The 24,947-nt window shown below is 72.2% G+C and carries 19 protein-coding genes and 1 riboswitch; of the genes, 16 read left to right on the top strand and 3 right to left on the bottom strand.

Going from position 1 to position 24,947, the window contains the following annotated elements; all coding sequences use genetic code 11:
* Nucleotides 1-6 precede the first annotated feature (6 nt).
* Nucleotides 7-1,620, bottom strand: a complete 1,614-nt coding sequence (locus tag IPJ59_RS15745; RefSeq protein ID WP_293252114.1) for a hypothetical protein — start codon at nucleotides 1,618-1,620, stop codon at nucleotides 7-9.
* A gap of 216 nt (nucleotides 1,621-1,836) precedes the next feature.
* Nucleotides 1,837-2,046, top strand: a riboswitch (cobalamin riboswitch).
* 159 nt (nucleotides 2,047-2,205) lie between these two features.
* Between IPJ59_RS15745 and IPJ59_RS15740 the strand changes: the two genes are divergently transcribed.
* The 9 genes from IPJ59_RS15740 to IPJ59_RS15700 all read left to right on the top strand — a co-directional run bounded on the left by IPJ59_RS15740 (nucleotide 2,206) and on the right by IPJ59_RS15700 (nucleotide 13,948).
* Nucleotides 2,206-4,425 carry a TonB-dependent receptor plug domain-containing protein gene (locus tag IPJ59_RS15740; RefSeq protein WP_293272342.1) on the top strand — a complete coding sequence of 740 codons (2,220 nt, stop codon included), beginning with the start codon at nucleotides 2,206-2,208 and terminating at the stop codon, nucleotides 4,423-4,425.
* A 3-nt stretch (nucleotides 4,426-4,428) separates the two neighbouring features.
* On the top strand, nucleotides 4,429-5,712 hold the full coding sequence (locus IPJ59_RS15735; protein WP_293272341.1) for a hypothetical protein: 1,284 nt from the start codon (nucleotides 4,429-4,431) through the stop codon (nucleotides 5,710-5,712).
* 2 nt (nucleotides 5,713-5,714) lie between these two features.
* The gene (locus IPJ59_RS15730; protein ID WP_293272340.1) at nucleotides 5,715-6,935 is read left to right on the top strand and encodes an LVIVD repeat-containing protein; all 1,221 of its coding nucleotides are present in this window, start codon (nucleotides 5,715-5,717) and stop codon (nucleotides 6,933-6,935) included.
* Complete coding sequence (locus IPJ59_RS15725) at nucleotides 6,932-7,837, top strand: ABC transporter substrate-binding protein (RefSeq protein ID WP_293272339.1); 906 nt, start codon at nucleotides 6,932-6,934, stop codon at nucleotides 7,835-7,837. The genes IPJ59_RS15730 and IPJ59_RS15725 overlap by 4 nt, the downstream gene beginning before the upstream one ends.
* 72 nt (nucleotides 7,838-7,909) lie before the next feature.
* Nucleotides 7,910-8,908, top strand: coding sequence for a FecCD family ABC transporter permease (locus IPJ59_RS15720; protein ID WP_293272338.1), 999 nt, complete (start codon nucleotides 7,910-7,912; stop codon nucleotides 8,906-8,908).
* Nucleotides 8,909-9,488: 580 nt separating this feature from the next.
* Nucleotides 9,489-10,535, top strand: coding sequence for a hypothetical protein (locus IPJ59_RS15715; protein WP_293272337.1), 1,047 nt, complete (start codon nucleotides 9,489-9,491; stop codon nucleotides 10,533-10,535).
* A gap of 127 nt (nucleotides 10,536-10,662) precedes the next feature.
* Nucleotides 10,663-12,231: a hypothetical protein gene (locus tag IPJ59_RS15710; RefSeq protein WP_293272336.1), complete on the top strand. Its 1,569-nt coding sequence runs from the start codon at nucleotides 10,663-10,665 to the stop codon at nucleotides 12,229-12,231.
* Nucleotides 12,232-12,351: 120 nt separating this feature from the next.
* Nucleotides 12,352-13,383 (top strand): 3-oxoacyl-ACP synthase III family protein, encoded by a 1,032-nt coding sequence (locus IPJ59_RS15705; RefSeq protein ID WP_293272335.1) that lies wholly within the window; start codon nucleotides 12,352-12,354, stop codon nucleotides 13,381-13,383.
* 76 nt (nucleotides 13,384-13,459) lie between these two features.
* The gene (locus tag IPJ59_RS15700) at nucleotides 13,460-13,948 is read left to right on the top strand and encodes an OmpA family protein (protein WP_293252098.1); all 489 of its coding nucleotides are present in this window, start codon (nucleotides 13,460-13,462) and stop codon (nucleotides 13,946-13,948) included.
* On the opposite strand, the gene IPJ59_RS15695 is transcribed toward IPJ59_RS15700, so the two are convergent.
* Nucleotides 13,932-14,504: an RNA 2'-phosphotransferase gene (locus tag IPJ59_RS15695; protein WP_293252096.1), complete on the bottom strand. Its 573-nt coding sequence runs from the start codon at nucleotides 14,502-14,504 to the stop codon at nucleotides 13,932-13,934. The two genes, IPJ59_RS15700 and IPJ59_RS15695, sit on opposite strands and share 17 nt — an antisense overlap.
* Nucleotides 14,505-15,039: 535 nt before the next feature.
* On the opposite strand from IPJ59_RS15695, the gene IPJ59_RS15690 reads away from it, so the two are divergent.
* Nucleotides 15,040-15,639: a CAP domain-containing protein gene (locus tag IPJ59_RS15690; protein WP_293252094.1), complete on the top strand. Its 600-nt coding sequence runs from the start codon at nucleotides 15,040-15,042 to the stop codon at nucleotides 15,637-15,639.
* Between the two features lie 321 nt (nucleotides 15,640-15,960).
* On the opposite strand, the gene IPJ59_RS15685 is transcribed toward IPJ59_RS15690, so the two are convergent.
* On the bottom strand, nucleotides 15,961-16,443 hold the full coding sequence (locus IPJ59_RS15685) for a hypothetical protein (RefSeq protein ID WP_293252092.1): 483 nt from the start codon (nucleotides 16,441-16,443) through the stop codon (nucleotides 15,961-15,963).
* 45 nt (nucleotides 16,444-16,488) lie between these two features.
* Between IPJ59_RS15685 and IPJ59_RS15680 the strand changes: the two genes are divergently transcribed.
* The 6 genes from IPJ59_RS15680 (at nucleotide 16,489) to IPJ59_RS15655 (ending at nucleotide 24,932) form a co-directional block, all read left to right on the top strand.
* Nucleotides 16,489-17,382, top strand: coding sequence for a DUF4159 domain-containing protein (locus tag IPJ59_RS15680; protein ID WP_293272463.1), 894 nt, complete (start codon nucleotides 16,489-16,491; stop codon nucleotides 17,380-17,382).
* 174 nt (nucleotides 17,383-17,556) lie between these two features.
* Nucleotides 17,557-19,965 (top strand): hypothetical protein, encoded by a 2,409-nt coding sequence (locus tag IPJ59_RS15675; RefSeq protein ID WP_293272334.1) that lies wholly within the window; start codon nucleotides 17,557-17,559, stop codon nucleotides 19,963-19,965.
* Between the two features lie 162 nt (nucleotides 19,966-20,127).
* Nucleotides 20,128-20,580 carry a co-chaperone GroES gene (locus IPJ59_RS15670; protein ID WP_293252086.1) on the top strand — a complete coding sequence of 151 codons (453 nt, stop codon included), beginning with the start codon at nucleotides 20,128-20,130 and terminating at the stop codon, nucleotides 20,578-20,580.
* Nucleotides 20,577-23,219: a signal peptide peptidase SppA gene (gene sppA, locus IPJ59_RS15665; RefSeq protein ID WP_293272333.1), complete on the top strand. Its 2,643-nt coding sequence runs from the start codon at nucleotides 20,577-20,579 to the stop codon at nucleotides 23,217-23,219. Before IPJ59_RS15670 ends, sppA begins: the two co-directional genes overlap by 4 nt.
* A gap of 12 nt (nucleotides 23,220-23,231) precedes the next feature.
* Nucleotides 23,232-24,500, top strand: coding sequence for an AAA family ATPase (locus IPJ59_RS15660; RefSeq protein WP_293272332.1), 1,269 nt, complete (start codon nucleotides 23,232-23,234; stop codon nucleotides 24,498-24,500).
* Nucleotides 24,501-24,704: 204 nt separating this feature from the next.
* Nucleotides 24,705-24,932 carry a hypothetical protein gene (locus tag IPJ59_RS15655; protein ID WP_293272466.1) on the top strand — a complete coding sequence of 76 codons (228 nt, stop codon included), beginning with the start codon at nucleotides 24,705-24,707 and terminating at the stop codon, nucleotides 24,930-24,932.
* Nucleotides 24,933-24,947 lie beyond the last annotated feature (15 nt).

The raw sequence follows: 24,947 nt of genomic DNA, 5'->3' as shown, positions 1-24,947 counted from the left end.
CGCCGCCTAGCGCGCGTCTCGCAGGCGATCCGGGTGGTGGAGGCGACGGATCGCCGCCGCCTCCACGCGGCGCTCACCCTGCTCGTCGCGCAGCTTCACGCTCACGAGCTCGCGCTCGTCGAAGCCCGCCGGCAACGCGGCGACGATGTTCCGGGTCGCGTAGTGCGGGCGCACGCTGACCTGCGCCTGCGCCTCGACCTCGCCGTCCGTGAACTCGAAGATCACCGAGTGCGTCGCGCTCGCCTCGCGCGACGAGCTCAGCCCGCCGGGGCCGGTCCACCACATCTGCTTGCCGTCGGGGTCGACCGCGGCGATGAGCACGCCGCCACCGGCGCCCGCCGGTTGCCCCGCGCCCGACTTCTCCCACTGGCTCAGCGTCACGATGCGGTTGTATGTCGCGTTCCACTGCCAGTCCGAGACCCAGACCTGCCCGCAGTAGCTCATGTAGTCCGAGTTGGCCGTCGGATGGCGCAGCTTGTAGTCGCGGACGCCAAAGCCCCACACGCCGATGCGCCCGTCCTCGTGGGGATAAGTCGGATCCGTGCCCTGCGCCTGCACGCCAGCGCCGGCGCAGTACACGTGCTGCCGCCCCTGCGTGTGTCCGATCTCGTGGACGAAGGTCTCGGCCGCGTTCCCGATGAGCTGCCCGGCCGCGGCGCGCCAGTGGGCGTCGCCCGGATCGGGCCCGGTGATGTCGGCCGCGAGCCCGACCGTGCACCCGCCCTGGATCCCGCCGTCGCCGATGCAGCCGTGGCAGCTGTCGAACAGCGCGTAGTAGTAGACGTTGTCGTCGGCCGCCTCGACCGTGCGCAGCTGACTCATCTCGTTGACCAGCTGGCTCAGGCCGCCGAAGCTGACCATGTCGTAGTCGACCTTGTACGGCGCGTGCACCTCGAGCTCGAGCGACGCGATGCCGTTCTGCTGGAACAGCGCGTCCTCGAAGGCCTTGCGCTGCGCCTCGCCATCGACCTTCTGGTTGCAGCTCTCGTAGCTGTAGTCGATCGGGACCAACACCACGCGCATCTCGGTGAAGGCCGACTCCACCCCGACCGGGCCCGGCCCGTCCTTGAGCGCCACCGGCGTCGGCGCCTCGGGCAGCCCCTCCTGGCCCGGCGCCGCCTCCCACAGCTCGATCTGGTACTTGAGCCCCGGCACGATCACGTCCGCGTGCACGCCGAAGTAAAAGGTCGAGGTCAGGTCGCCCACGAACGAGTCCTCGCTGATCGTCACTGTCTGTTGCAGCGTCTGGTCCACGCCTCCGCCGCTCAGCATCAGGCGCGCCTCGATCGGCCGCGGGGTCCAATCGTCGGGCACGTCGACGAAGGCCCGGATCAGCGTGTCGCGGCCCTTCGGGATATACGAGGTGCGGTCCTTGCCGCCGACCGGCGCGCCCTCCTTCCCGATCGGCACCGCCACCCCCGGGTTGGCCTCGACCGCCGTGATCACGATCCCGCCGCGCGCCGGAAACGGCACGAAGGGCTCGCCGGTCGTCGGGTCCTCACCGCCGCTCGTGCTCGCGGCCTCCGTCGTGCCGCCCGCCTCGTCCCCGGCCTTGTCGTCGCCACACCCGGTGGCGAACGCGGTGATGAAAATACAGGAAGCAGAGAGCGCGTTTCTCATCTACTGACCTTATTTTTGTTTTGTGGGTATTGCAACCCGCCACAGGTCCGACCCGGGTCCGATCCTCACTCGAAATGCCACTAATGTCGGCTCCCACGGGCCAGCCAGCACGTTTCTCCGTCCCCGTACGCATGCGCGCGTGAGAATCCCAGCAAGTCCGCGCGTGCGTCGTTGACAAGCGCGCGCTTGCGAGCGACAAGTGCGCCGTTCCCTGACAAACAGACTCGAGCGCACGGTCGTCCCGGGCCCAGGGCCCAGGACGCGAAAGAGGGAAGTCGGTGCAACACCGACGCGGCTCCCGCCACTGTGAGAGGCGACGAGATCGACACGCAGCCACTGCGAGCTCCTGCACCCGCAGGACCGTGGGAAGGCGTCGATCGAGGATGACCCTTTAGCCAGGAGACCTGCCCTGCGCTCCCCCGCCCTGACAAGGCGGCAGGTCCCTGCGCCCACCGGCGCGGACGACCTCGGTGAGACGGGAGTTCACTCGCCATCGTCCCCAAGATCCCCACGCCCTCGCGCGCCCACGGGCGCCGCAGCTTCATTCGCGTCGCCTACGTGCGGCTCGCGATACGTGTCGCCTGCGTGCGCCTCGCGCCTGCGTGCGCCTGCGCGGCCGCCCTGCTGACCACCCGCGAGCTCCGCGCCCTCGCGCCACCTGTCCCAAAGACCAGCCCCGCTGTCCCAAAGACCAGCCCCGCTGTCCCAAAGACCAGCCCAACCCAGCCTGTCCCAAAGACCAGCCCGCCCTACCGCACCGTCGTCGCCCACGGCCGCGGCGACGGCCTCGACGCCCAGCGCCGGCAGGACGCCGCCAGCCCCGGCTTCGCCACCAGCATCGAGCTCGCCAACCCCACCGGCGCCCGCCCGGCCGACGGCCTGCCCGAGCTGCTCGGTCGCAGCGCCGGCGCCACCGTGCGCTCACTCGGCGGCCTCGGCCAGTTCTCCGCCCTCTCGCTGCGCGGCTCCTCAGCCCAGCAGGTGTCGGTCTTCCTCGACGGCGTCCCGGTCGGCGGCAGCGGCGGGGTCGTCAACCTCGGCGACCTCCCGCTCGACAGCCTCGGCCGCGTCACGATCCACCGCGGCCTGGTCCCGGTCGCGTACGGCGGCGCGGCGATCGGCGGCGCCCTCGATCTCGGCAGCGACCTGCGCTGCGACCCGACCCGCCGCCGCTTCGGCGCCGTCCTCGGCCTCGGCTCCTTCGGCGCTAGCGAGGCCCGCGCCAGCACCTCCCTCCCGCTCGCCCCGCGCCGCCGCGGCCCCTGCCTCGACCTCCGCATCGGCCACGCCGGCGCCACCGGGGACTTCAACTTCCACAACCTCGGCGAGACCCTGCAAGACCCCCGCGACGACCACAACGAGCGGCGCCAGAACAACGACTACGACCGCCTGCTCGCCCAGCTCGCCGTTCACGGCCGCGCCGGCGCGTGGCGCTACAGCGTCCAGGAGCTGCTGCTCAACAAGCACCAGGGCATCCCCGGCCTCGCCACCGGCCAGCAGGCGCGTGCCACCAGGCTGGACACTCTGGTCGCCCGCAGCGTCGCCCGGGTGCGCCGCGAGCTCGGCGACGACGGCGGTCGCCCCGGCCACGTCGACCTGGTCGCCGGCTTCGCCGTCGAGCGCACCCGCTACCGCGACCCGCTCGGCGAGGTCGGCCTCGGGGTCGACGACCAGCGCACCCGGAACCTCGACCTCTACCTCTCGCCGCGCCTCACCCTCGATCTGTGGCGCGGCGCCCAGCTGCTCGCCATGGCCGACGCCCGCCAGGAGTGGAGCCGCGTCGACCAGCGCCTGCTCACGCCGCCCCAGGGCGACAGCAACCGCCAGCGCGTCAACCTCGGCCTCGGCCTCCAGCTCGATCAACACCTCGCCGGCGATCGTCTCCACCTCCAGCCGATCGTCCGCCTCGACGTCCTCCGCAGCCGCTTCGCCGTCCCCGCCGGCAGCGGCGAGCAGAACGACCAGGGCGCCGACCACCTCGAGCTCGGCGCCAGCCCGCGCCTCGCCGCCCGCCTCGGCCTCGTCCACGGCCTCTCCCTCCGCCTCGCCGGCGGCCGCTACTTCCGTCCCCCGAGCCTGCTCGAGCTGTTCGGCGACCGCGGCTACATCGTCGGCAACGAGGGCCTGCGACCCGAGCGCGGCAGCAGCCTCGACGGCGGCTTCATCCTCGACCTCACCCGCGCCCGCACATCCCTCTACGCCCACGCCGCTGGCTTCGTCACGTGGAGCGACCGCCTGATCCAGTGGCAGCAGGCCGGTCCCAGCCTGCGCCCCGTGAACGTCGCCCGCGCCCGCGTCTCCGGCTTCGAGACCAGCGCCGCGCTCCGCCTGCTCCGCGGCGACATCCGCCTGTCCGCCAACTACACCCTGCTCGCCCCCGTCAACCTCGGCGACGACCCCTCCCAGCGCGGCCAGCCCCTGCCCGGTCGCCCGCGCCACGAGCTGTTCGCGCAAGGTTCTTTCGGACATGTCTTCAAGGCCAGGCGCACCGATCTCGAGCCGCGCCTGGTCTACAGCTTCGACTACGCGGCCCGCACCTTCCTCGACCCGAGCGGCCGCTACGAGGTCCCGAGCCGCGCCCTCCACGGCCTCGCCGTCGAGCTGCACCTCGCCCGCCGCGTCCACCTCGCCGCCGAGGTGCGCAACCTCTTCAACCTCCGCACCACCACCTGGCGCCCGCCGATCGCCGGCGCCCCCGCGATCACCGTCCCCGTCTCCGACTTCTTCTTCTACCCGCTCCCCGGCACCAGCCTGTGGACCACCCTCCGCGTCGAGCTCGACGCCCCGGCCCGCCACGAGACCTGATCCATGCTCCGCCCCACCCTCCCCGTCCTCCTCCTCCTCTCCGCCTGCCACACCAACACCGGTCACGGCACCGGCGACAGCGCCGAAGCTGGCACAACAGACATGTCCGAAAGCACAGGTGAAACCAGCCAGACCAGCGCGCCCACCACCGCACCGACGAGCACCGACGCCACGACCGACACCGCCACCACCGGCGACCCGGCCCCCGTCATCGAGCTCGACGCCCCCTGCGCGCTCGGCCCGACCACCGCGACCCGCCTGGCGATCCTCACCAACAACCTCATGGACCCCGCCAGCGTCCACGTCCTCGACCTCGCCAGCAACAAGCTCACCCCCGACATCGCGCCCGCCCCCGCCGACTCCGCGCTCGCGTGGGGCGACGGCAAGCTGGTCATCATCGGCCGCTTCGGCTTCAACAGCCTCGACATCCTCGACGGCGACACCTGGGCCGCCAAGCCCACGCTCATGGTCAGCGTCGACGGCGTCGCCGACCCCAACCCGCAGGCCCTCGCCTTCGGCCCCGACGGCCGCGCCCACCTCACCGCCTTCGCCAGCGCGCAGCTCCCCGTCTACGACCTCGACCTCCCGGCCGCCGAGGCCAAGGTCGACGCCCTCAGCCTGATCGACTTCGCCGACCGCGACGGCAGCCCCGAGCCCGGCCTCGCCTTCACCTGCGGCGAGGCCCTGTTCGTCGGCGTCCAGCGCCTCGTCAACTTCAACCCCGTCGACCTCAGCTACCTCGTCGCCATGAACCTCGGCACCGGCGAGCCGATCGACGTCGACCCGAGCACCCCCGGTGAGCAGGCGATCGCCCTCCTCGGCCCCTGGCCCAAGCAGGCCCGCCTCGACCCCGCTGACCCGAGCGGCCACACCATCCTCGTCCTCACCTCCGGCATCGAGCGCGTCGACCTGGCCCATGGGACATCCAGCTGGGCGGTCGACCCCGCGGTGCTCGCCGCCGCCGGCATCGACGGCTTCGATCCGATCGGCTTCAGCGTCGCCGCCGACGCCACCAGCATCGACCTCCTCGCCACCGACGGCGACTACCCGGCCGCCGCCGTCTTCCGCGTCCGCCTGGGCGAGCAAGCCCCGAGCGCGCACAAGCTGATCCCCGGCCTCACCGCCCGCGACAAGGCGATCGAGCGCGTCGGCGAGCTCCTGTGGGTCGGCGACGCCGCCACCGACAACCCCCGCCTGCGCAGCTTCGATCTCAGCGAGGATCCCCCGGTCGAGGCCGACCCGATCGCCACCCCCGGCGACCCCTACCTCCTGCTCGCGATCCCCTGACCATGCGCCGCCCCCTCGCACCTGTCCTCGCGGCCAGCCTCGTGTTGGCCTGCGCCCCACCCGACGACGACGCCAGCTCCGCCGCCAGCGACACCAGCGACACCGGGGCCGCCCCCCCGCTCGCGGGCCCACCCGAGCTCGACGAGGCCTGCGTCGGCGAGCTCAGCGACCCGACCCGCCTCGCCATCACCACCACCGACTTCAGCACCGGCGCGCTCAGCATCCTCGACCTCGCCACCGGCGAGCTCCACAAGGACCTCGCCCTCGCCACCACCGACTCGCTCCCTGTCTTCAGCGACGGCCGCCTGATCGTCCTCCACCGCTACACCTTCGACGCCCTCGACCTGCTCGCGCCCGACAGCCTCGCCCTGCTCGGCCAGCAGAGCCTCGCCGTCCCCGGCGTCCAGAGCAGCAACCCGCACGCGGTCACCGTCGTCGGCGACCTCGCCCACGTCACCATGTTCGGCGCCCCGCGCGTGCAGATCGTCGACATCGCCGACCCCGCGCGCCCGAGCCTCGCCGGCCACATCGACCTCGCACCGCTCGCCGACGCCGACGGCAACCCCGAGGCCCACCTGGCGATCCGCTGCGGCGACACGCTCTTCGTCAGCGTCCAGCGCCTCGACCAGAACCAGCTGCTCGCGCCCACCGACACCCGCGACCACCTCGCCCCGATCGACCTCCCGAGCCGCCGCCTCCACGACCTCGATCCCGCGAGCCCCGGCGTGCAAGCCATGCCCCTGCTCGGCCTGTGGGCCCGGCAGTGGCGCCCCGACCCCGCCGACCCCACCGGCCACAGCGTCCTGATCCTCACCACCGGCCTCGAGCGCGTCGACCTGGCCCAGCGCACCTCCACCTGGGCCGTCGACCCCGCCCGCCTCGCCGCGATCGGCCTCGCCGACTACCAGCTGCCCCAGGCCTTCGACCTCGACGCCGAGCACCGCCACGCCTACATCGCCAGCTACAGCGCCGACCTGTCCCAGGTGCTGCTCCTGCGCGCCAGCCTCGACGACGACGCGCCGATCGTCGAGGTCGCCCGCGGCCTCCAGTCGGTCGGCCCCACCCTCGAGATCGTCGGCGACACGCTATGGTTCGGCGACGTCACCCCCACCGCCGCCGGCATGCGCGCGTGGGACCTGCGCGCCGACCCGCCGACCCCGCGCTTCGCCGGCACACCGATCGCCACCGGCCTGGCCCCCTACGCCGCCACCCCGCTCCCATGACCACCTGTCCCTCCGGCCAGATCACCTGTCCCTCAGGACAGCATCGTCGCGCCCCGCTCCTCGCCGCGCTGCTGCTCGCCGCCTGCGCCCCGACCCCGACCCCCAGCACCGGCCCGGCCCACCGCGTCGTCTCGCAGACCGTGCTGAGCGACGAGATCCTGTGGAGCCTCGGCCCGGCCGCGCGCGCCCGCGTCGTCGGCGTCAGCAGCATGGCCGATGACCCCCGCTACAGCCGCGTCGCCGGCCAGTGGCCGCCCGAGCTCCCGCGCCTCGCCGTCACCAGCGAGGGCCTGCTCGCCCGCGACCCCGACCTGGTCGTCATCGCCAGCTTCAGCGCCCCCGAGATCAAGGCCCTCCTCACCGCCCACCGCGTCCGCCTGCTCGAGCTCGACAGCTTCACCGGCTTCGCCGACTACCGCCGTCAGCTCCGCCTGCTCGCCGCCGCCGTCGAGGCCAGCCCCGCCGCCGAGGCCAGCATCGCCAACCTCGACCGCCGCCTCGCCGCCCTCGCCGCCCACAGGCCCGACCCCGCGCCCACCGCGGTCGCCTGGGGCGACGGCCACACCAGCGCCGGCGCCACGACCTTCGCCGACGTCGCCGCCGCCGCGGGCCTCGTCAACCTGCCCGAAAGCGCAGGTCTCTCGGGACATGTCCCTGTGGCCATGGAGCGCCTCGTCGCCTGGGACCCCGAGGTCATCGTCATCGCCTGCCCCGCCGCCGAGGCCGACGACCCCGCCTGCCCCGCCGCCGAGGCCCGCTTCGCCGCCGGCCCCGGCATCGCGGCCACCCGCGCCGCCCGCGACGGCCGCATCATCGCCATCCCCGCCCGCGACCTCGGCGGCACCGGCGAGGGTATGATCGTCAGCGCCGAGCTCCTGCAGGCCCGCGTCCTCGCCCGCTGACCCGCTGACCTCCGCCTCGGCCCGCTCGCTGGCCCACGACTCCGCCCGCCCGCGTCCTCGCCCGCCAGTCCCATGCGCCTGCGCCACCTCACCGCCCTGCTCCTCCCCGCCGCCCTGCTCCTGGCCCTCGGGACAGGTCCCGGCGAGGTCGGCCTCGACGAGGCCCTGCGCAGCCTGCTCGCCCACCTCGGCCTCGGCGACCCGCTCCCACCGCTGCGCGACGCGATCGTCTGGCAGCTGCGCCTGCCCCGGGCCCTGCTCGCCGCGCTCGTCGGCGCCGCCCTGGCCTGCGCCGGCGCCCTCACCCAGGGCCTGTTCCGCAACCCGCTCGCCGACCCCGGCGTCCTCGGCGTCAGCGCCGGGGCCATGCTCGCCGCCGTCATCGGCTTCCTCCTCGGCGCCGAATCCAGCGGCCTGTGGGTCACCCCGCTGCTCGCCGCCGCCGGCGCGGGCCTGGTCCTCGTCATCCTCCTCGCCCTCCACCGCGCCAACCACAGCCTCGCCACCCTCCTGCTCTCCGGCTTCGCCCTCGGCACCCTCTGCGCCGCGATCGCGACCCTCTGCCTCGCCCTCGGCGCCCAGCGCTGGGACCTCGGCCTGCGCGTGATGCAGTGGAGCCTCGGCAGCTTCGAGGGCCGCACCTGGATCCACCTCGCCTGGGCCCTGCCCCCCTGCGTCCTCGGCCTCGCGCTCGCCGCCTCGCTGCGCCGCGACCTCGACACCCTCCACCTCGGCCACGACGTCGCCGCCTCGCTCGGCGTCGACCTCGTCCGCCTGCGCCGCCGCACCGTGCTCGCCGTCGGCCTCCTGGTCGGCGCCGCCACGGCGATCAGCGGCGTCATCGCCTTCGTCGGCCTGCTGGTCCCCCACCTCGCGCGCATGCAGGGCGGCCCCGGTCACCGCCACTTGCTGCCGCGCGCCGCCCTGCTCGGCGCCGTGCTCGTCCTCCTCGTCGACACCCTCGCCCGCGCCTTCACCAGCGTCGTCCTCCCGCCGGGCGTGCTCACCAGCCTGCTCGGCGCCCCGCTGTTCCTGTGGCTGCTGCGCCGCCGCGGCCTCCGCGAGCTGTGATCAAAGCTGTCCCGAAGGCCAGCCTCGCTCACCGTCCACGCCGCGCACAGCCTGGCGCTTGGGACATGTCGACAAGGACATCTGCGGCGCGCCGCGGCGCCGGCCCGAGCGCCGCGAGCGCGCCGCGCGTAGCGATCAGGCGCGCCGACCCACCGCGTCGATCACCCGCCCCGCTTGATCTGCGCCGGAGCACGCGTGCACGCGGCCGTTTCGCGCCGCGCGACGACGCCGCAAGCGACATCGACCCTGCCAGTGCGCGCGACTCTCGAGCTCGCGCGGGGGCTGGCAGTGACACCACTACATCTTGCGAGCGCGCCGCGATCGCGGTCCACAACTTGTGGCTGGCACATTCGATCGAGCCCGCGCGCACACACAATCTGACAGTGAAACAGGGCCCGCGAGCCGGGCGGGAATGTCCCGCATAAGCGCGTCTTTGGGCCCCTGCGGGCGCATCTAAACCCTCCGCGATCGGCAAAAAATTTCGCGTGGCTATGGACTGGAGACACTGGATCGGTTTCTCCTTGGTGTCCTGGAACACGTCGGCGGTTGCCGCCGAAGGGAGAGTGCCGGAATGCGATTGGTGCAACTGACAGCCCTGGCCTACTGCATCGGCTTCTTGACCGATGTCTTCGACGATGGAGCCAGTGCGAAGATGGATGAAGCGGATGGGACGCTGCCCGGTCGGCACATCGCCGCCGACAACCTCGACGACGCCATCAGCGCTCCGGCGCCTCTGATGCCGGTCCGCGTCGACCGCGATCCTGAAGGCAGCTTCATCGACGACCGCGCGGCCGTGCAGGGCCTGCTGCCTTGCGCCTGCGTCCACGGCGTCAACGACAAGCGCCCCAAGCTCACCCGCACCGAGCAGGTCCGGACCCACCGCGTCATCGCCCACGTCGCCAAGCGGCTCAAGGCCAGCGACGAGTTCCACAAGCTGCTCCAGCTGGTCGCCGCCCGCGAGTCGAGCCTGCAGCAGGGCCTCGTGCACCGCCTCTCGCCCGACCTCGAGGGCAGCTACTCCGCGTGGCGCAAGATGCAGAAGACCTACGAGGGCAACCCCCACGCCGCCGACCCATCGGTGTGGCAGACCTACGGCCTGTTCGGGATGAACTCCAACTACTTCACCCTGGTCTGGGACAAGACCGCCGACCCCCGCATCCTCTGCGACGCGATCGTCGACGTGCTCGTCTACCGCCGCGCCGCCGCCCGCATGATCCGCAAGGCCGGCGGCAACATCGTCTGCAAGGACGAGCAGGGCAAGCCCTTCAACTACACCACCAAGGCCACGTGGGAGACCGTCCACCGCGCCGTCAGCGGCGGCAAGCTGTGCCCCAGCAAGTACGAGGAGACCGCCGCGACGATGAAGCGCTTCTTCCGCGGCCGGGCCCAGAAAGTCGGCCTCAACCCGGACCAGGCCGTCACCCTCAAGATGCTGGGCGTCGAGCCCGACAAGGGCCTCGACGGCACCCCGTGGACCGATCAGGACCAGCTCCTCACCGGCCTGTGGAACGAGTTCGAGGCCGCCCAGGCCAGCGACGAGGCCGAGCTCCTCGCCGCCGAGGAGGCCAAGGCCGAGCGCGTCAAGACCCGCCTCGCCGCCCGCACCGCCCGCAAGCAGCCCCGCTGACCCACGGGCTCGCACAGCGACGGCATCGCCCCCGCGGCCACGTCCCTCCGCGCTGCCTCCAGGGCGCGCCCCGATCCCGGCAATCCCCGCGCTGGCGGAGACTTAGGCGCTTGGTTATCCTGGCCCCGTGTACGCAGCTCCGCTCCGGCTCACCTTAATTTTAGCCTCGTGCGCCCCCGCGATCCTGGCCCTGTCCGCGTGTGACCCCGAGGACATGTCCGCAAGGACAGATCCGATCGCGGTCCCCAAACCGGTCCCCGCCGGCCCCTCAGATTTCACCACCCCCGATCCCTCCGCGCAGGTCTGCGGCGACACCTTCGACCTCGACCCGCGCCGCTCGCTCGCCGTCACCGATGAGGCCCTGCTCGCCGGCTTCACCTTCACCCGCGTGATGGACCAGATCGTCGAGACGGCCGCCAAACCCGGCCTCACCCGCGAGGCGCTCTATGGCCGCTGGTGGGACTATATGAACACCTCCGACGCCGCCGCCTTCCCCGAGGCCCTCCACTGCGACGACACCGTCATCAAGGGCAAGAACTCGCTCGGCGCCTTCCCGATCCAGTGCCCGCGCCCCGAGGGCGCGCTCGCCTTCACGGACCCCTTCAGCGACCCGGACAACAACCCCGACAGCTACATCCCGATCGGCCTGTTTAACCGCTTCGACCTCGCCCGCACCGACGGCAGCAACTGCGGCGAGTACCGCATCGTCTTCGCCAAGCGCTCCGGCACCTTCGACTCCCAGAACCGCAACCTCATCATCTTCGAGGCCAGCCTCCCGAACCCCTTCCCCGCCTGCGGCGTCGAGGGCTGCCGCCCGATCGCCCAGGCCTGGGCCAAGCTCAGCGACATCGACTCCGAGGCCCTGCGCGCCAAGGCCCTCGAGGACTTCTACTTCGGCGACGGCGCCGGCGCTGGCCCGGTCGTCCACGCCGACAACTACGGGCCGAAGGGCGGCCAGATCCGCACCAACAGCTTCATGCCGGACCCGAACCTGTGGCAGCTCCGCGAGTTCGTGTTCTCCCACGAATGCGGCTTCGGCCCCTGCATCAAGCCCACCCTCGTCAAGAGCAACCCCTTCCCCCAGCTGTTCGCCGACCCCTCCCCCGGCAAGGGCGGCGAGGCCTTCAAGAAGTGGTTCCTCAAGCAGGTCCCGAACCTCGAGGTCACCGACGTCAACCGCTTCTTCCTCACCGACGTCGGCACCTTCAACGCCGGCCAGAGCAGCTCCGAGGGTGTGTTCGACATCTACCGCCTGCAGTCCGGCGACGGCACCCCCTTCCGCGACGCGATCCAGGCCGCGATCACCAAGCCCGGCGTCACCACCGACCAGATCCTGAACCGCACCCTCACGCTGTCCTGCGCCGGCTGCCACGAGCACGCCAACACCCCGGAGAACGGCGACCTCGGCGGCGGCCTGCAGTGGGCCCCCACCCTCGGCTTCGTCCAGACCACCGAGGAGTTCACCGAAGACGGCGAGTTCGGCCTCCGCTTCCCGCTCTCCGAGCAGCTCGACCAGATCTTCCTGCCCCACCGCAAGCAGGTCCTCGAGGACTTCCTGACCAAGGCCGCCTGCAGCAATTGCGACGCCCTCAAGATCAAGCTGTTCGGCACCAAGATCGTCGACCCTCACAAGTTCGACCCGCCAGGCCCCAAGGCCCCCGGCCTCACGCTCGGCGGACCCCCGCGGACCCACTGACGCGTCGGCGAGCTCGTGACGCTCGCGGGCATCGAGGTCTCACGCCCGGCCGACCCACGGACCACTGTGGCGCCCGCGCCCGCGTGTTAGACTCCGCCGCACTTTCGCCGGAGCAACGCCGTGGTTCAAGCCTACATCTCGGGGACCGGCTTCTACGTCCCCCCGCGGGTCGTCACCAACGACGACCTCATCCGCAACTACGGCGTCGACACCACGAGCGAGTGGATCGTCCAGCGCACCGGCATCGAGGCCCGGCGCTTCGCCGACGAGGGCGTCGGCACCTCCGACATGGCCGTCCTCGCCGCCCGCGACGCCCTCGCCGCCGCCACGCTCCAGCCCCACGACCTCGACCTCATCATCGTCGCCACCCTCTCCCCCGAGCATGCCTTCCCCGGCAGCGGCGTCTTCCTGCAACAGAAGCTCGGCCTGTGCGACGGCGACAACGCCAAGTTCGTCCCGGCCCTCGACGTCCGCAACCAGTGCTCGGGCTTCCTCTACGCGCTGTCCACCGCCGTCGCCCACGTGCGCGCCGGCATGGCCAAGCACGTGCTCGTGTGCGGCGCCGAGACCCACTCCGCCGCCCTCGACCTCTCCACCGACGGCCGCACCGTCTCCTCCCTGTTCGGCGACGGCGCCGGCGCCGTCATCGTCTCCGCCACCGACGCCGACCGCGGCGTGCGGGGCGTCTACCTCGGCGCCGACGGCCGCTTCGCCGAGGTCCTCTGCCAGAAGATCTGGGACATCCGCAAGCGCCCCTTCATCCCCAAGAACCCCGACCGCTCCGGCACCGTCGCCCCCGAGATGCTGTGGGCCAGTATGGACGGCAAGCTGGTGTTCAAGCACGCCGTCGGCACCATGCTCGGCGCCCTCATGCGCGCCTGCGGCAACAACAACATCGGCATCGAGGACATCGACCTGTTCCTGTTCCATCAGGCGAACATGCGGATCAACCAGTTCATCGCCCACCAGCTGCACGTGCCGGACGAGAAGATCCCGCACAACATCCAGCGCTACGGCAACACGACCGCGGCCACGATCCCGATCCTGCTGGCGGAGTCCGAGCGCAACGGCAAGCTGAAGCCCGGCATGAAGGTGGCGCTGGCCGCGTTCGGCTCCGGCTTCACCTGGGGCTCCGCCATCATCGACTGGTAGCCCGCCCACGAGTCCGCGGACTGGCAGCCGCACGCCCTCGGTTCACGCCCCGCGGTCCCCGGTATAAAGTGCGGCCATGGTCCGCCGCACCGCCCTCGCCCTCCTGCTCCTCGCCGCCTGCGCCGGCCAAAACAAGGCCGGCGGCACCGGCAGCCAGCCGCCGCCCCCCGAGCTCGCCGCCGTCTACTACGAGTCCGGCTCGAAGAAGCTGGACTTCGCCGACCGTCCAGCCGTCGCCCAGGCGGCCGCCGAGCTCGAGCGCAACCCCGAGCTGCACGTCCTCCTCATCGGCCGCACCGACTCCACCGGCAACGCCAACGGCAACATGCAGCTCGGCCTCCAGCGCGCCCACGAGTTCCGCCAGGCCCTGCTCAACAAGGCCGCCGGCAAGGTCGACCACACCCGCGTGCACATCGGGTCGCGCGGCCAGGCCGAGCCCACCGCCAGCAACGAGAACGAGGACGGCCGCAAGCTCAACCGCCGCGTCGAGTTCTACTTCTACTATCCCGACGGCACCCCGCTGAAGTCCCGCTTCGCCAGCCCGGTGATCATCGAGGGCGAGTAGCCGCGCCCGTCGCCGCGTGCACGCGCAGATACGCCGGCGCCACCGCCTCGACCAGCCACACGCCGTTGTCGCTGCAATAAAACAAGCTCCCCGCCGCGTGCATCGCCGCCGCGTCGATCACCAGCAGCACAGCCCGCCCGCGCCGTCCGCCGACCCGCCGCGCCGTCGCCTCGTCCGCCGACAGGTGCACGTGATGCCGCTGCATCTTGCGCAGCCCCTCGCGCTCGATCGCCGGCAGGCTCGCCGCCGTCGTGCCATGAAACAGCCGCGCCGGCGGCGTCTGCGGGCGCAGCTGCAGGTCGACCGCGACGCTGTGCCCCTGGTTGGCCCGGATCCGCCGCCCCTCCGCATCGAAGGCGAAGCGCTGCTTGTCGCTGCCAGCCACGACCTCCGCCAGCAGCTCGCGCGAGATCACCACACCCCGCCGGGCACACGCCGCCAGCAGCCCGTCGACCGGCACCCAGCCCCCCGCCTCGAGCGTCAGCCCCAGCCCCGCCGGGTCGTGGCGCAAGTGCTTGCTGAGGAACTTGCTGATGCGGACCAGGTCGCCAGCCACCACCACAGCTTCGCCGATCGCGGCCCTGACAGCGACGTCAGACCGCCGCCCGATGCTCCCTGGCAGCGATGTCCGGCCGCCCCCTCGCGGTCCCGAGCACCCGCGAAAAATCCCTCATGATCTCGAAGCTATGCCCCGTGGACCACAGCGTGCAACCTCGGTCGACGTGGATGCGACGAACCCCGCCTCCACAACTTTCCTTGGCTTATTTGCCCGCGCTCCCGACTTGGCTTACTCCGCTTACACCTTGGCTTCTCACTCGCTTACCTTGACCTAACCCTTACGCCTCCTGAGACACTGCCGCTGCCCCGTCGGGCCTGGGACCCCCCCAGGCCCGACATGTTTTTAAGCCCCGCGCGGGGTCCTGCCTCGCGCGTGTGATCGACGCCCCAGGTCCTGCCTCACCTCGTACTGCGCCCCTGCCTCGCGCGTGTGATCGACGCGACCCCGAGGTCCTGGCTCGCCACGTGTCGAGCCAGCGCCTCGCGTGTGATCGACGCGCCCCAGGAACGTGGGGTCCTGGTACCCTCACCCGGTGCTGCGCCCCTGCCTCGCGCTCCTCCTGCTGCTCCCGGCCTGCGACCCGCCGACGGACATGCCCGCCGACGAGCCGCCCGCGGTCCCCAGCAGCGAGCGCTGCGATCCCGTGGCGACCTGGGAGGCCGCCCCCGCCGAGCTCGCCCTCCTCGCCGAGATCAACGCCCTGCGCGCCCAGGGCGGCCGCTGCGGCGACCTGGCCTACCTGCCCGCCGCGCCGCTCCGCTTCGCCCCGGCCCTGCGCTGCGCCGCCCGCCTCCACAGCCAGGACATGCAGACCCGCCAGTTCGTCGGCCAGGTCGACCCCGACGGCGTCAGCACCGGCACCCGCCTCGACGCCGTCGAGCACCCCGCCAGCACCTACGGCGAGAACGACGGCTTTACCGTCCTCGACGACGGCGAGCCCGAGCGCAGCGACCTGGCCGCCGCCGCCGACATCGCCGCGAGCTGGGCCGACAACCCCGGCAGCTGCTGGAAGCTCCGCGCCCGCGAGCTCGAGGAGATCGGCATCGGCGCCTTCGCCGGCGACTTCACCGCGAAGGACGCGCTCGCGCCGGTCCACGGCTACTACTGGGCCGCGATCTTCACCGCGCCGTGAAGCCGTCGATCCGGTCGCCTCCGGCGCGCCTTCGCCAACCAGCGCGCCGCCCCCCCCCGCCCCCCCCCGCAGCGGCGAAAGTGACAGTACCACGGCGCATCTGCCACCAGCACCAGCAGCGATCCTGCCACCAGCGACACCACCGTCAGGGGCGGCGCGCGGCGGAAGTTGCCCTGGTGTCACAATCGTGGCCGAGGGCGCGGGCCTCTGTCCCGAAGCACCTGTCCTCCAGGCCAGCCTCGCAATCTGTCCCGAAGCACCTGTCCTCCAGGACAGCCCCGTAACCTGTCCCGAAGCACCTGTCCTCAAGCCCGTACCGCATCACCCGGCCCGCTCGAGCAGCGCCAGGTGATACGCCTCCGCCGCCCCGCGCCCCGACAGGTCCGTCCCGAACGCCATCTCCTGCGCGGCCATCAACGCCGCGATCCGCCGGTTCGCCAGCCCGAGCGCCTCGCGGTCGCCGACCGCCCCCACGCGCGTCACCAGCAGCGCCGCCCGGGCCTCGCGGTAGGCCGCCAGCGCCGTCTGCGAGCCCGCCTCGCTGCCCTCCGTCGCGGCCCCGATCGCCAGCAACCTCGCGATCGCCGCCTCGTCGTGCCCCGCGATCGGCACCCGCCAGCGCGCCGCCCGACCGAGGTGCACGATCTCGAGGTCGACGCGCCCCGCCGCCGCCGCCTCGTCCGCCGCCACCAGCTCGGCCCGGCCCTCCCACGCCGCCCGCACCAGCAAGGGCCCGACCACGCCGATCGCCAGCGCCACAGCCCACGCCGCCCCCACGAGCCACCTGCCCAACCCCACCACCACGCCGATCACGATAGCGACAGCCCGCGATCCCCCACAAGCCGATGCATCCGCGCCCCTGGCGCTGTCCCGCGCCGCCCCGCGACTGCGTTATCCTGCCGCCGCGATGTTCACCCGCAGGCACTGGCTCGGCGGCGCACTCGGGGCTCTCGGCGGCGCAGTCCTGGTCCCGGCGGCGCCACGGCCCGCGCCGCCGCGCCTCCGCAAGTCGACGACGACGACCCCTTCGCCGCCTTCACCCAGGGCAGCGACTGGCGCGAGCCCGAGACCCTCCTCCACGTCGACCTCCCGCAGCTGCAATACCCCGGCCGCTGGAACCCGCGCCCCGGTGCCATGCGCGAGCTCGCCAGCGAGCTGCGCCTGCGCACCCGCCTCGAGCCCCTGCGCGAGCCCAGCACCGTCGCCGCCGGCTCGCCCGCGCTGTTCGCCACCCCGTTCCTCTACGTCGCCGGCGAGCAGCAGCTCCCCCCGCTGGGCGACGCCGGCGAGGCCCAGCTCGGCCGCTTCATCGACCAAGGCGGCATGATCGTCTTCGACGCCGCCGACGGCGGCGCCGACCCGGGCTTCGAGCGCGACGTGCAGGCCCTGCTCGCCCGCATCCTCCCCGGCTCGCCCCTCACCCCCGTCGCCCGCGACCACGTCCTCTACCGCTCCTTCTACGTCCTCGACGAACCAGTCGGCCGCACCCGCGCCTTCAACCACGCCCTCGGCGTCCAGGAGGAGGGCCGCCTCAAGGTCCTGCTGGTCCGCAACGACCTCGGCGGCGCCCTCGCCCGCGGCCCCGACGGCCTCCACAGCTTCCCCTGCACCCCCGGCGGCCCGCAGCAGCGCGAGTGGGCCACCCGCTTCGCCGTCAACATCCTGCTCTACGCCACCTGCACCGACTACAAGGCCGACCGCGCCCACGTCGAGACCCTCCTCCGCACCCGCCGCTGGCGCTGACCATGCCCCGCCCCACCTGTCCCACACGCCCTGTCCCAGAGGCCAGCCGAACCTGCCTCGAGAGCCAGGTCCTGCCCCGCCCCACCTGTCCCACGCGCCCTGTCCCAGAGGCCAGCCGAACCTGCCTCGAGAGCCAGGTCCTGCCCCGCCCCACCCCGGAGCTGCGCCGCTAGCATGGAGCGCTGGCGCCTCGTCGCGGGCCACGTGCCGGACCCGCTGGCCCTGACCCTCCTGGTCGTGTGCCTCGCCATTGCCGTCGTCGAGGCCGCGCTCGCGCTCCGCGGCGCCGGCCCCGGCCGGCCCGCGCTGCCCCGCCGCACCCGCCTCGGCCTGTTCACCCTGCGCATGCTCGGCCTGCTGGCCCTGCTCACCGTCGGCCTCGAGCTCACCCTCGCCCGGGAGACCGTGCGTCCGGTCGGTCCGCGCGTCGCCGTGCTCGTCGACGCCAGCGCCAGCATGGCCCTCGCCGACGCCGAGCGCCCCGGCGCCAAGACCACCCCGCGCATCGATCGCCTGCGCAGCTTCTGGTCCGCCGGCGCCCCGGCCCGCGCCGCCTGGCGCGAGCAGGGCCTGTCCCCCGGCCTGCGCAGCTTCGCCGATCGCAGCCGCCCGATCGCCGAGACCGACGCCGACGAGCTCAAGGTCCCCGTCGACGGCCCCGCCTCCGACCTCGCCCGCGCCCTCGCCGAGCTCGCCCAGGCCCCGGACGCCGGCGAGCCCGGCCTCGCCACCGACGACCCCCGCCCGCTCGCCGCCGTCCTCGTGCTCTCCGACGGCCTGTTCGAAGGGACAGGTACCTACGGCCAGCCCGCCCAGGACCCGCTGCTCCTGGCCGCCCGCGCCCTCGGCGTCCCGATCACCACCGTCAGCGCCGGCGCCCCCGCGATCCGCGACGTCGCCGTCGCCGAGCTCCACGCCGGCGAGTTCGCCTTCGTCGAGAACGTCACCGAGTTCAGCGCCGACCTGATCGCCCACGGCCTCGCCGACACGCCCGTCGACGTCGACCTGCGCCGCGACGGCGCCCTCGTCGCGAGCACCCGCGTCACCCTCGCCGCCGACGGCGTCCCGGTCCCCGTGCGCTTCGAGGTCGCCCCCGACCGCGTCGGCCAGTTCGTCCACGAGATCGCCGTCCGCCCGCTCCCCGGCGAGGCCACCCTCGCCAACAACCGCCGCGCCTTCGTCGTCAAGGTCCTGCGCGACAAGGTCCGCGTGCTCCACGTCGCCGGCCGCCCCGACTGGGACGTGCGCGCGCTCCGGACCCTGCTCGGCCGCGACCCCAACGTCGAGCTGCTCAGCTACTACATCCTGCGCAGCGTCGAGGACGCCGACCGCGACGACCCCTCCGCCGAGCTCAGCCTGATCGCCTTCCCCACCGACGAGCTCTTCAAGGAGCAGCTCGGCTCCTTCGACCTCGTCATCCTCCACAACTTCGACGCGATCAACCATCAGGTCGGCGTCTACCTCGGCGACATCGCCAGCTACGTGCAGGAGGGCGGCGCCCTCGTCGTCATCGGCGGCGACATGGGCCTCGCCACCGGCGACTACCCCGGCGTGCTCGCCACGACCCTCCCCGTCGACACCCGCCGCCCCACCGGCACCCTCACCGACAGCTACCGCCCCGCCCTCAGCGACGCCGGCCGACGCCACCCGATCACCGCCTGGCTCGCCGCCCTCCCGCCCGACTGGTCGACCCTCCCCGCCTTCGACAGCTACAACCCCGTCCAGCTCGCGCCCCACGCCGCCAGCATCGCCAGCGCCGTGCTGCTCACCGCCCAGGGCGGCGCCCCCCTGCTCGCGATCGCCGAGCCCGGCAAGGGCCGCAGCCTCGTCCTCGCCACCGGCGCCACCTGGCGCCTCGGCTTCGCCGCCGACCTCCCGCTCGTCGACGGCGCCCGCCCCTACGACCTCCTGTGGCTCGGCGCCGTCCGCTGGCTGCTGCGCGACGCGGCCGCCGAGCGCCTCAGCCTCGAGACCGACCGCCCGAGCTACCTCCGCGGCCAACCAGTCACCCTGCGAGCCACCGCCCTCACCCCCAGCTACGCCCCCGAGCCCGCCGTCCCGCTCGCCTGGGAGGTCCGCCCGCTCGGCGCCGTCGAACCCGCACCGGCGAACAACAACAGCCCCGGCCCGCCCACCTTCCTCCTGTCCGAAGGGACATGGACCACCGACGCCCTCGGCCGCGCCAGCGACACCTTGCCCGGCCGCCTCCCCGTCGGCGCCTACGAGGCCATGGCCTGGAGGACAGGTCCTTCGGGACAGGTCGACGGCCCGCCGCCGGCCCGCGCCCGCCGCGTCTTCCTGGTCGACGAGCCCGGCCACGAGCTCGCCCGCGTCGACGCCGACCCCGGCGAACAGCGCCTCCAGGCCCTCGCCGAGGCCACCGGCGGCCGCTTCCTCCGCGCCCGCGACGGCGACGCCCTGCCGAGCTCCTTGCCGCTCGCCGAGCTCGGCGACGAGGGCCCCGGCCTGCGCATCGACAGCCGCCGCAGCGTGCCGCTGTGGGACGGCCCCTGGGCCCTCCTGCTCGCGCTGATCGGCCTCGGCGGCGAGGCCCTGCTGCGCCGCCGCGCCGGCCTCCGCTGATCGCCTGACTTGCGCGAGGCCCTGCTGCGCCGCGTCGGCCTCCGCAGAGCGCCCGACTTGCCATGCTGCGCCGCGTCGGCCTCCGCGGATCGCCCGACTTGCCCTGCTGCGCCGCCGCACCGGCCCCCGCGGATCGCCCGACTTGCGGTACAGTCGCGGCCGATGTCGAATAAGCCGCGCAAGCGCCCCGAGGATGGGCCCGAGATCGTCGTCACTGACTCCGCCGGACCCGAGCGCCCGCGCAAGGTCTCGCGTCACATCCAACCGCTCGGCCCGCGCGTGTTAGTCCGCCTCGTCAAGACCCCCGACCGCAGCGAGTCCGGCCTCTATCTCCCCGCCGGCGCCAAGGAGAGCCACAGCGAGGCCCTGCTCGCCGAGGTCGTCGAGGTCGCCCGCACCCAGCCCAAGGCCGCCTACATCGCCGACGACGACGACGACGACGACGACGACGACACCGGCCTCGGCGCCAACGTCAGCGGCATCCCGGTCGGCGCCCAGGTCCTGTTCGCCAAGGACCAGGGCATCGCCGTCCCGTGGGACGAGACCCTCCGCCTCCTCTCCGTGCGCCACGTCCTGGCGATCGTCGACATCATCCCCGAAGACAACCTGCAATGAGCACCCTGTCCCCAAAGCCAGGTCCACGGGGCCCGCTCGTCGTCGTCGCCCTCGTCGCCACGCTGACCACCCCCGCCGCCGCGCAGCAGCCGGTCGCCGTCGACCGCGGCGCCAGCGACGGCATCGACCGCCCGATCCACGACTACTCGGGCGAAGGCGACGCCAGCAGCCTCGAGCTAAACCCCGCCCTGCTCTCGGCCGTGAAGGGCCTCGACGCCGTGATCATGGGCTACCGATCGACCTCCGCGTTCACCCGCGGCTCGGGCGTCGGCGGCTTCCTCGGCCTCAACCTCGGCCTCGGCTTCGCCACCGGCCTCGGCGTCCAGCGCGTGCTCCCCAGCTTCGGCGGCAACTACACCGACAGCCGCGCCGCCCAGAACCCCGACTTCACCAAGGTCTCGTGGGGCCTCAGCGCCGGCGACGGCAAGGTCGCCGCCCTCGGCCTCGGCCTGCACTGGATGCTCGACCGCGGCCAGAGCCTGCGCCGCCCCGACCTCGACCTCGGCCTCCTCGTCCGCATCCGCAACTACGCCTCCGTCGGCGCCGTCGCCCGCCTCGGCCCCGCCGACCTCCAACCCGAGGGCAGCCTCCCGCAGGAGTTCGCCGTCACCGGCGAGCTCGCCCTGCGCCCGCTCGGCACCCGCATGCTCGAGCTCGCCGGCGGCGTGCGCACGCGCTGGCGCGGCAACCCGGACATCGTCACCCCGCAGTTCGGCGAGTACCTCGGCGTCCTCCCGCGCGGCCGCGTCGCCTTCCGCTACCAGGGCATCGAGCTCGCCGGCGAGGTCGAGCAGGTCCGGGCCCACATCCTCGACCGCAACACCTACGCCGTCGTCGCCGACGCCAAGGCCGTGCGCGGCTCGGTCGCCCTCGCCGTCTCGTGGGACCTCATGACCGTCCGCGCCGGCATGCACGCCGGCCTGTCCGGCGGCGTCGACGGCTTCGGCCTCGCCGCCCGCTTCAGCAGCGCCCGCCAGGGCCGCGTCTTCTGGCCGCGCCTGGTCGACGCCGAACGCATCGACCTCTCCGCAGTGAAAGGCGAGCGCGCCCTCATCCGCCTGCTCGAACGCCTCGCGCGCGCCGAGCAAGCCGGCCCGCGATCGATCCTCCTGCTCGACGCCCGCGCCGCCAAGCTCGGCTGGGCCAGCCTGCAGGAGCTCCGCGCCGCGCTCATCCGCGTCCGCAACGCCGGCGGCCACGTCTTCGCCTACCTCGAGGGCGGCGACCTCAAGGACTACTACCTCGCCAGCGCCGCCGAGCAGGTCTACATCCACCCCGCCGGCGAGCTCGCCACCTTCGGCCTCTCCTCCACCACGCTCTACTTCAAGGGCGCCCTCGAGAAGCTCGGCGTCAACGTCGAGGGCCTCTACATCAACGAGTACAAGAGCGCCCACGAGCGCTTCACTCGCAGCGGCCCCTCCGAGCCCGACCGCCAGCAGCGCGAGGCGATCCTCGACGACACCTACGCCCAGATCCTGAAGGACATCGCCCAGGCCCGCGGCCTCGCCCAGAACCAGGTCCGCGGCCTCATCGACGAGGCCCCCCACGGCCCCGAGCAGGCGCTCGCCCACAAGCTGGTCGACAAGGTCGTCCACCGCGACGAGGTCATCGAGTCGATCTCCACCGCCGTCGGCGCCCGCGTCAAGTTCGCCAGCTTCGGCGAGACCGACCCCGAGCTCCCCACCTGGGCCAACGCCCCCTACACCGCCGTCGTGCTCGTCGAGGGCACCATCATCGACGGCGAGAGTCGAACGATCCCCTTCCTCAACATCCAGTTCGCCGGCGCCGACACCCTCGTCCAGCAGCTCCGCAACCTCCGCGCCGACCCGATGTGCAAGGGCATCGTCCTGCGCGTCAACAGCCCCGGCGGCTCCGCCCTCGCCTCCGATCTGATCTGGCGCGAGGTCTCGCGCACACAGGAGGCTCACGAGAAGACCCCGCGCAAGAGCCCTCCGATCGTAGTGTCCATGGGCGACGTCGCCGCCAGCGGCGGCTACTACGTCGCCATGGGCGCGCGCCAGATCTTCGCCCAGCCCACCACGATCACCGGATCGATCGGCGTCGTCAGCCTGCACTTCGACCTCTCCGGCATGCTCGCCAAGCTCGGCATCTCCACCAGCACCTTCAGCCGCGGCAAGAACGCCGACATCGCCAGCCTCTACAAGCCCTTCAGCGAGGACCAGCGCGCCCGCATGGACGCCTCCATCCGCCGCGTCTACGACCTGTTTCGCCGCCGCGTCGCCGAGGGCCGCAAGCTGACGATCGAGCGCGTCGACGAGCTCGGCCGCGGCCACGTCTACTCCGGCACCGACGCCAAGGACCTCAAGCTGGTCGACGAATTCGGCGGCCTGCGCGAGGCCGTCGCCGCCGTCCGCAGCAAGGCCGGCGTCCCCGCCCGCATTGAGCTCGACCTCCGCGTCTTCCCCCGCCAGCGCCGCCTCGTCGACATCCTGCTCGAGCAAGTCATCCCCCAGCCCGGCGACGATGGCCTGCGCACCCGCCTCCAGTCGCGCCGCGACGCCAAACAACAGCTCCCCCTCGCCCTCTCCGCCGCCCTCGCCCGCCTGCCGCTCGCCCTCCTGTTCCTCCCGCAAGACGAGGCCCTCGCCCTGCTCCCCGGCCTCGTCGAGGTGGAGTAGCCCATGCCCGGCGTGAAGCTCAAACACCTCAAGATCCACCAGTACAGGAACGTCCGCCCCGGCACGGAGCTGCGCTTCGACGACGGGATTAATTTGGTGCTCGGCCAGAACGGGTCGGGGAAGACGACGCTGCTTGGCCTGATCAGCTGCGTCGCCAGCAACGACCTTTCACCCCTCAAGAGCGAAGTATTCGACATTGAATACACGCTCGACGCCGATCCGTTCCTGGCGACCTTCCGCATCAGCAACTTAGCCGCCGGCGATGACTCTCGCGGGCCCCAAGAACCTGCGTTCAAGTATGACGTTAGGCTCGCGCGCCACGACGTGACTGCCAAGTGCACGATTACAGGCACACCATCCGAGACGACGGTGTTCGATGGCAGCAAGTCTCACTTGCTACCGTCGGCATCACCTTTTCGCGTCGGCTTTCTGTTCCCCAATTTTGTTGACCGGGCCTCCCCCTTTCACGCAGCTCCCCCGCGCCTGCTCCTCCCCGATCTGTCGCGCTTTGACGAATCGCTGGACGCCTATCTGGCCATGACCGGGCGTGCTCCCGTGTCCCAGAATGCGGGCGCACCGGCGATCGCCAAGGTGGATATCGTGCAAACGGGTGAGCACATCACCCCTCGCCGGAGCACGTTCTTTCCCCTGGATACCGCCCCGCTGGTGCCACTCGCACACAAGAGCCCCGCGGGTGAACTCTGGGTCACGCCCGAACCAGATGCATCGGTCAACCGCCCTGGTCTGAAGTTTCTCGGCGACGTGGCAGCTCTTATCGGATTCCGAAGCGCGACCTGGGCACCCCTGATACGGCAGAGCAAGGTCCCGCCATCAGGGGGATCACGGAGCTACGAGGTTCAAGGCTCCGCATTCACCTTCACGCGCCACAACGGCGATACGATCGATCAGGATCTCCTCAGCTACGGCCAAAAACGTCTCCTGGCCTTCTATTACTATCTTGCCACGGCCGAACATTTCGTCATCGCCGACGAGCTCGTCAACGGCCTCCACCACCGCTGGATCGCCGCCTGCATGGAAGCGATCGGCGACCGCCAAGCCTTCCTCACCAGCCAGAATCCTCTCCTCTTCGAGTACGTCGAGTTCGACTCGATCGAGCAGGTCCAGTCCTGCTTCATCAACTGCAAGTCCGAGCTCGTCGACGGCGCCGAGCAGCTCGTCTGGCAGAACATGCCCCGCGACGACGCCGAGAGGTTCTACCGCGGCTATGAGGCCGACATCGAGAGCATCGGCGACATCCTGATCAACCGAGGTCTGTGGTGAGTGACGAGATCCTCGACCACGTCCGCGTTCGCCTCGCCCTGAAGGGCGTACCTGACGCGGAGATCGATGGCCTCATGACCCGCTATTTCACGCTTGTCCCCTACTGGGAACTCGAGGCATGGCTCTACCAGAACACCGACCGGGCTCTGCAGTTATGCCGACATACTGCAGACTGTCGGTGCCCCGAGCTGCTCGCAGCCTGGCGTGCGGACCGTTCGCTGCTCGACGACGAGGCCCACCCTCCGATCAGCTCTCTGCCTCGGCAAGCGTCACAACGACACCCTCCTCGAGGGCTATCCGACAGCTGATGTCGTCGCCGCAAACACGTCGCTCGCAGCCGCCGTCAACACGCTCCTCGCCTGCGACGCCCTCCTCCGCGCAATCGAGCGCACCTACGAATACCTCCCCGACCCAGGAACCCCGCCGGCGTGAGCCGCACCCGCCTCC

Source organism: Nannocystis sp. (assembly GCF_016714285.1).
Classification (GTDB): domain Bacteria; phylum Myxococcota_A; class Polyangia; order Nannocystales; family Nannocystaceae; genus Nannocystis.
Note: the sequence above shows the minus strand (reverse complement) of the source record. Positions and strands in the feature narration are given on the sequence as shown.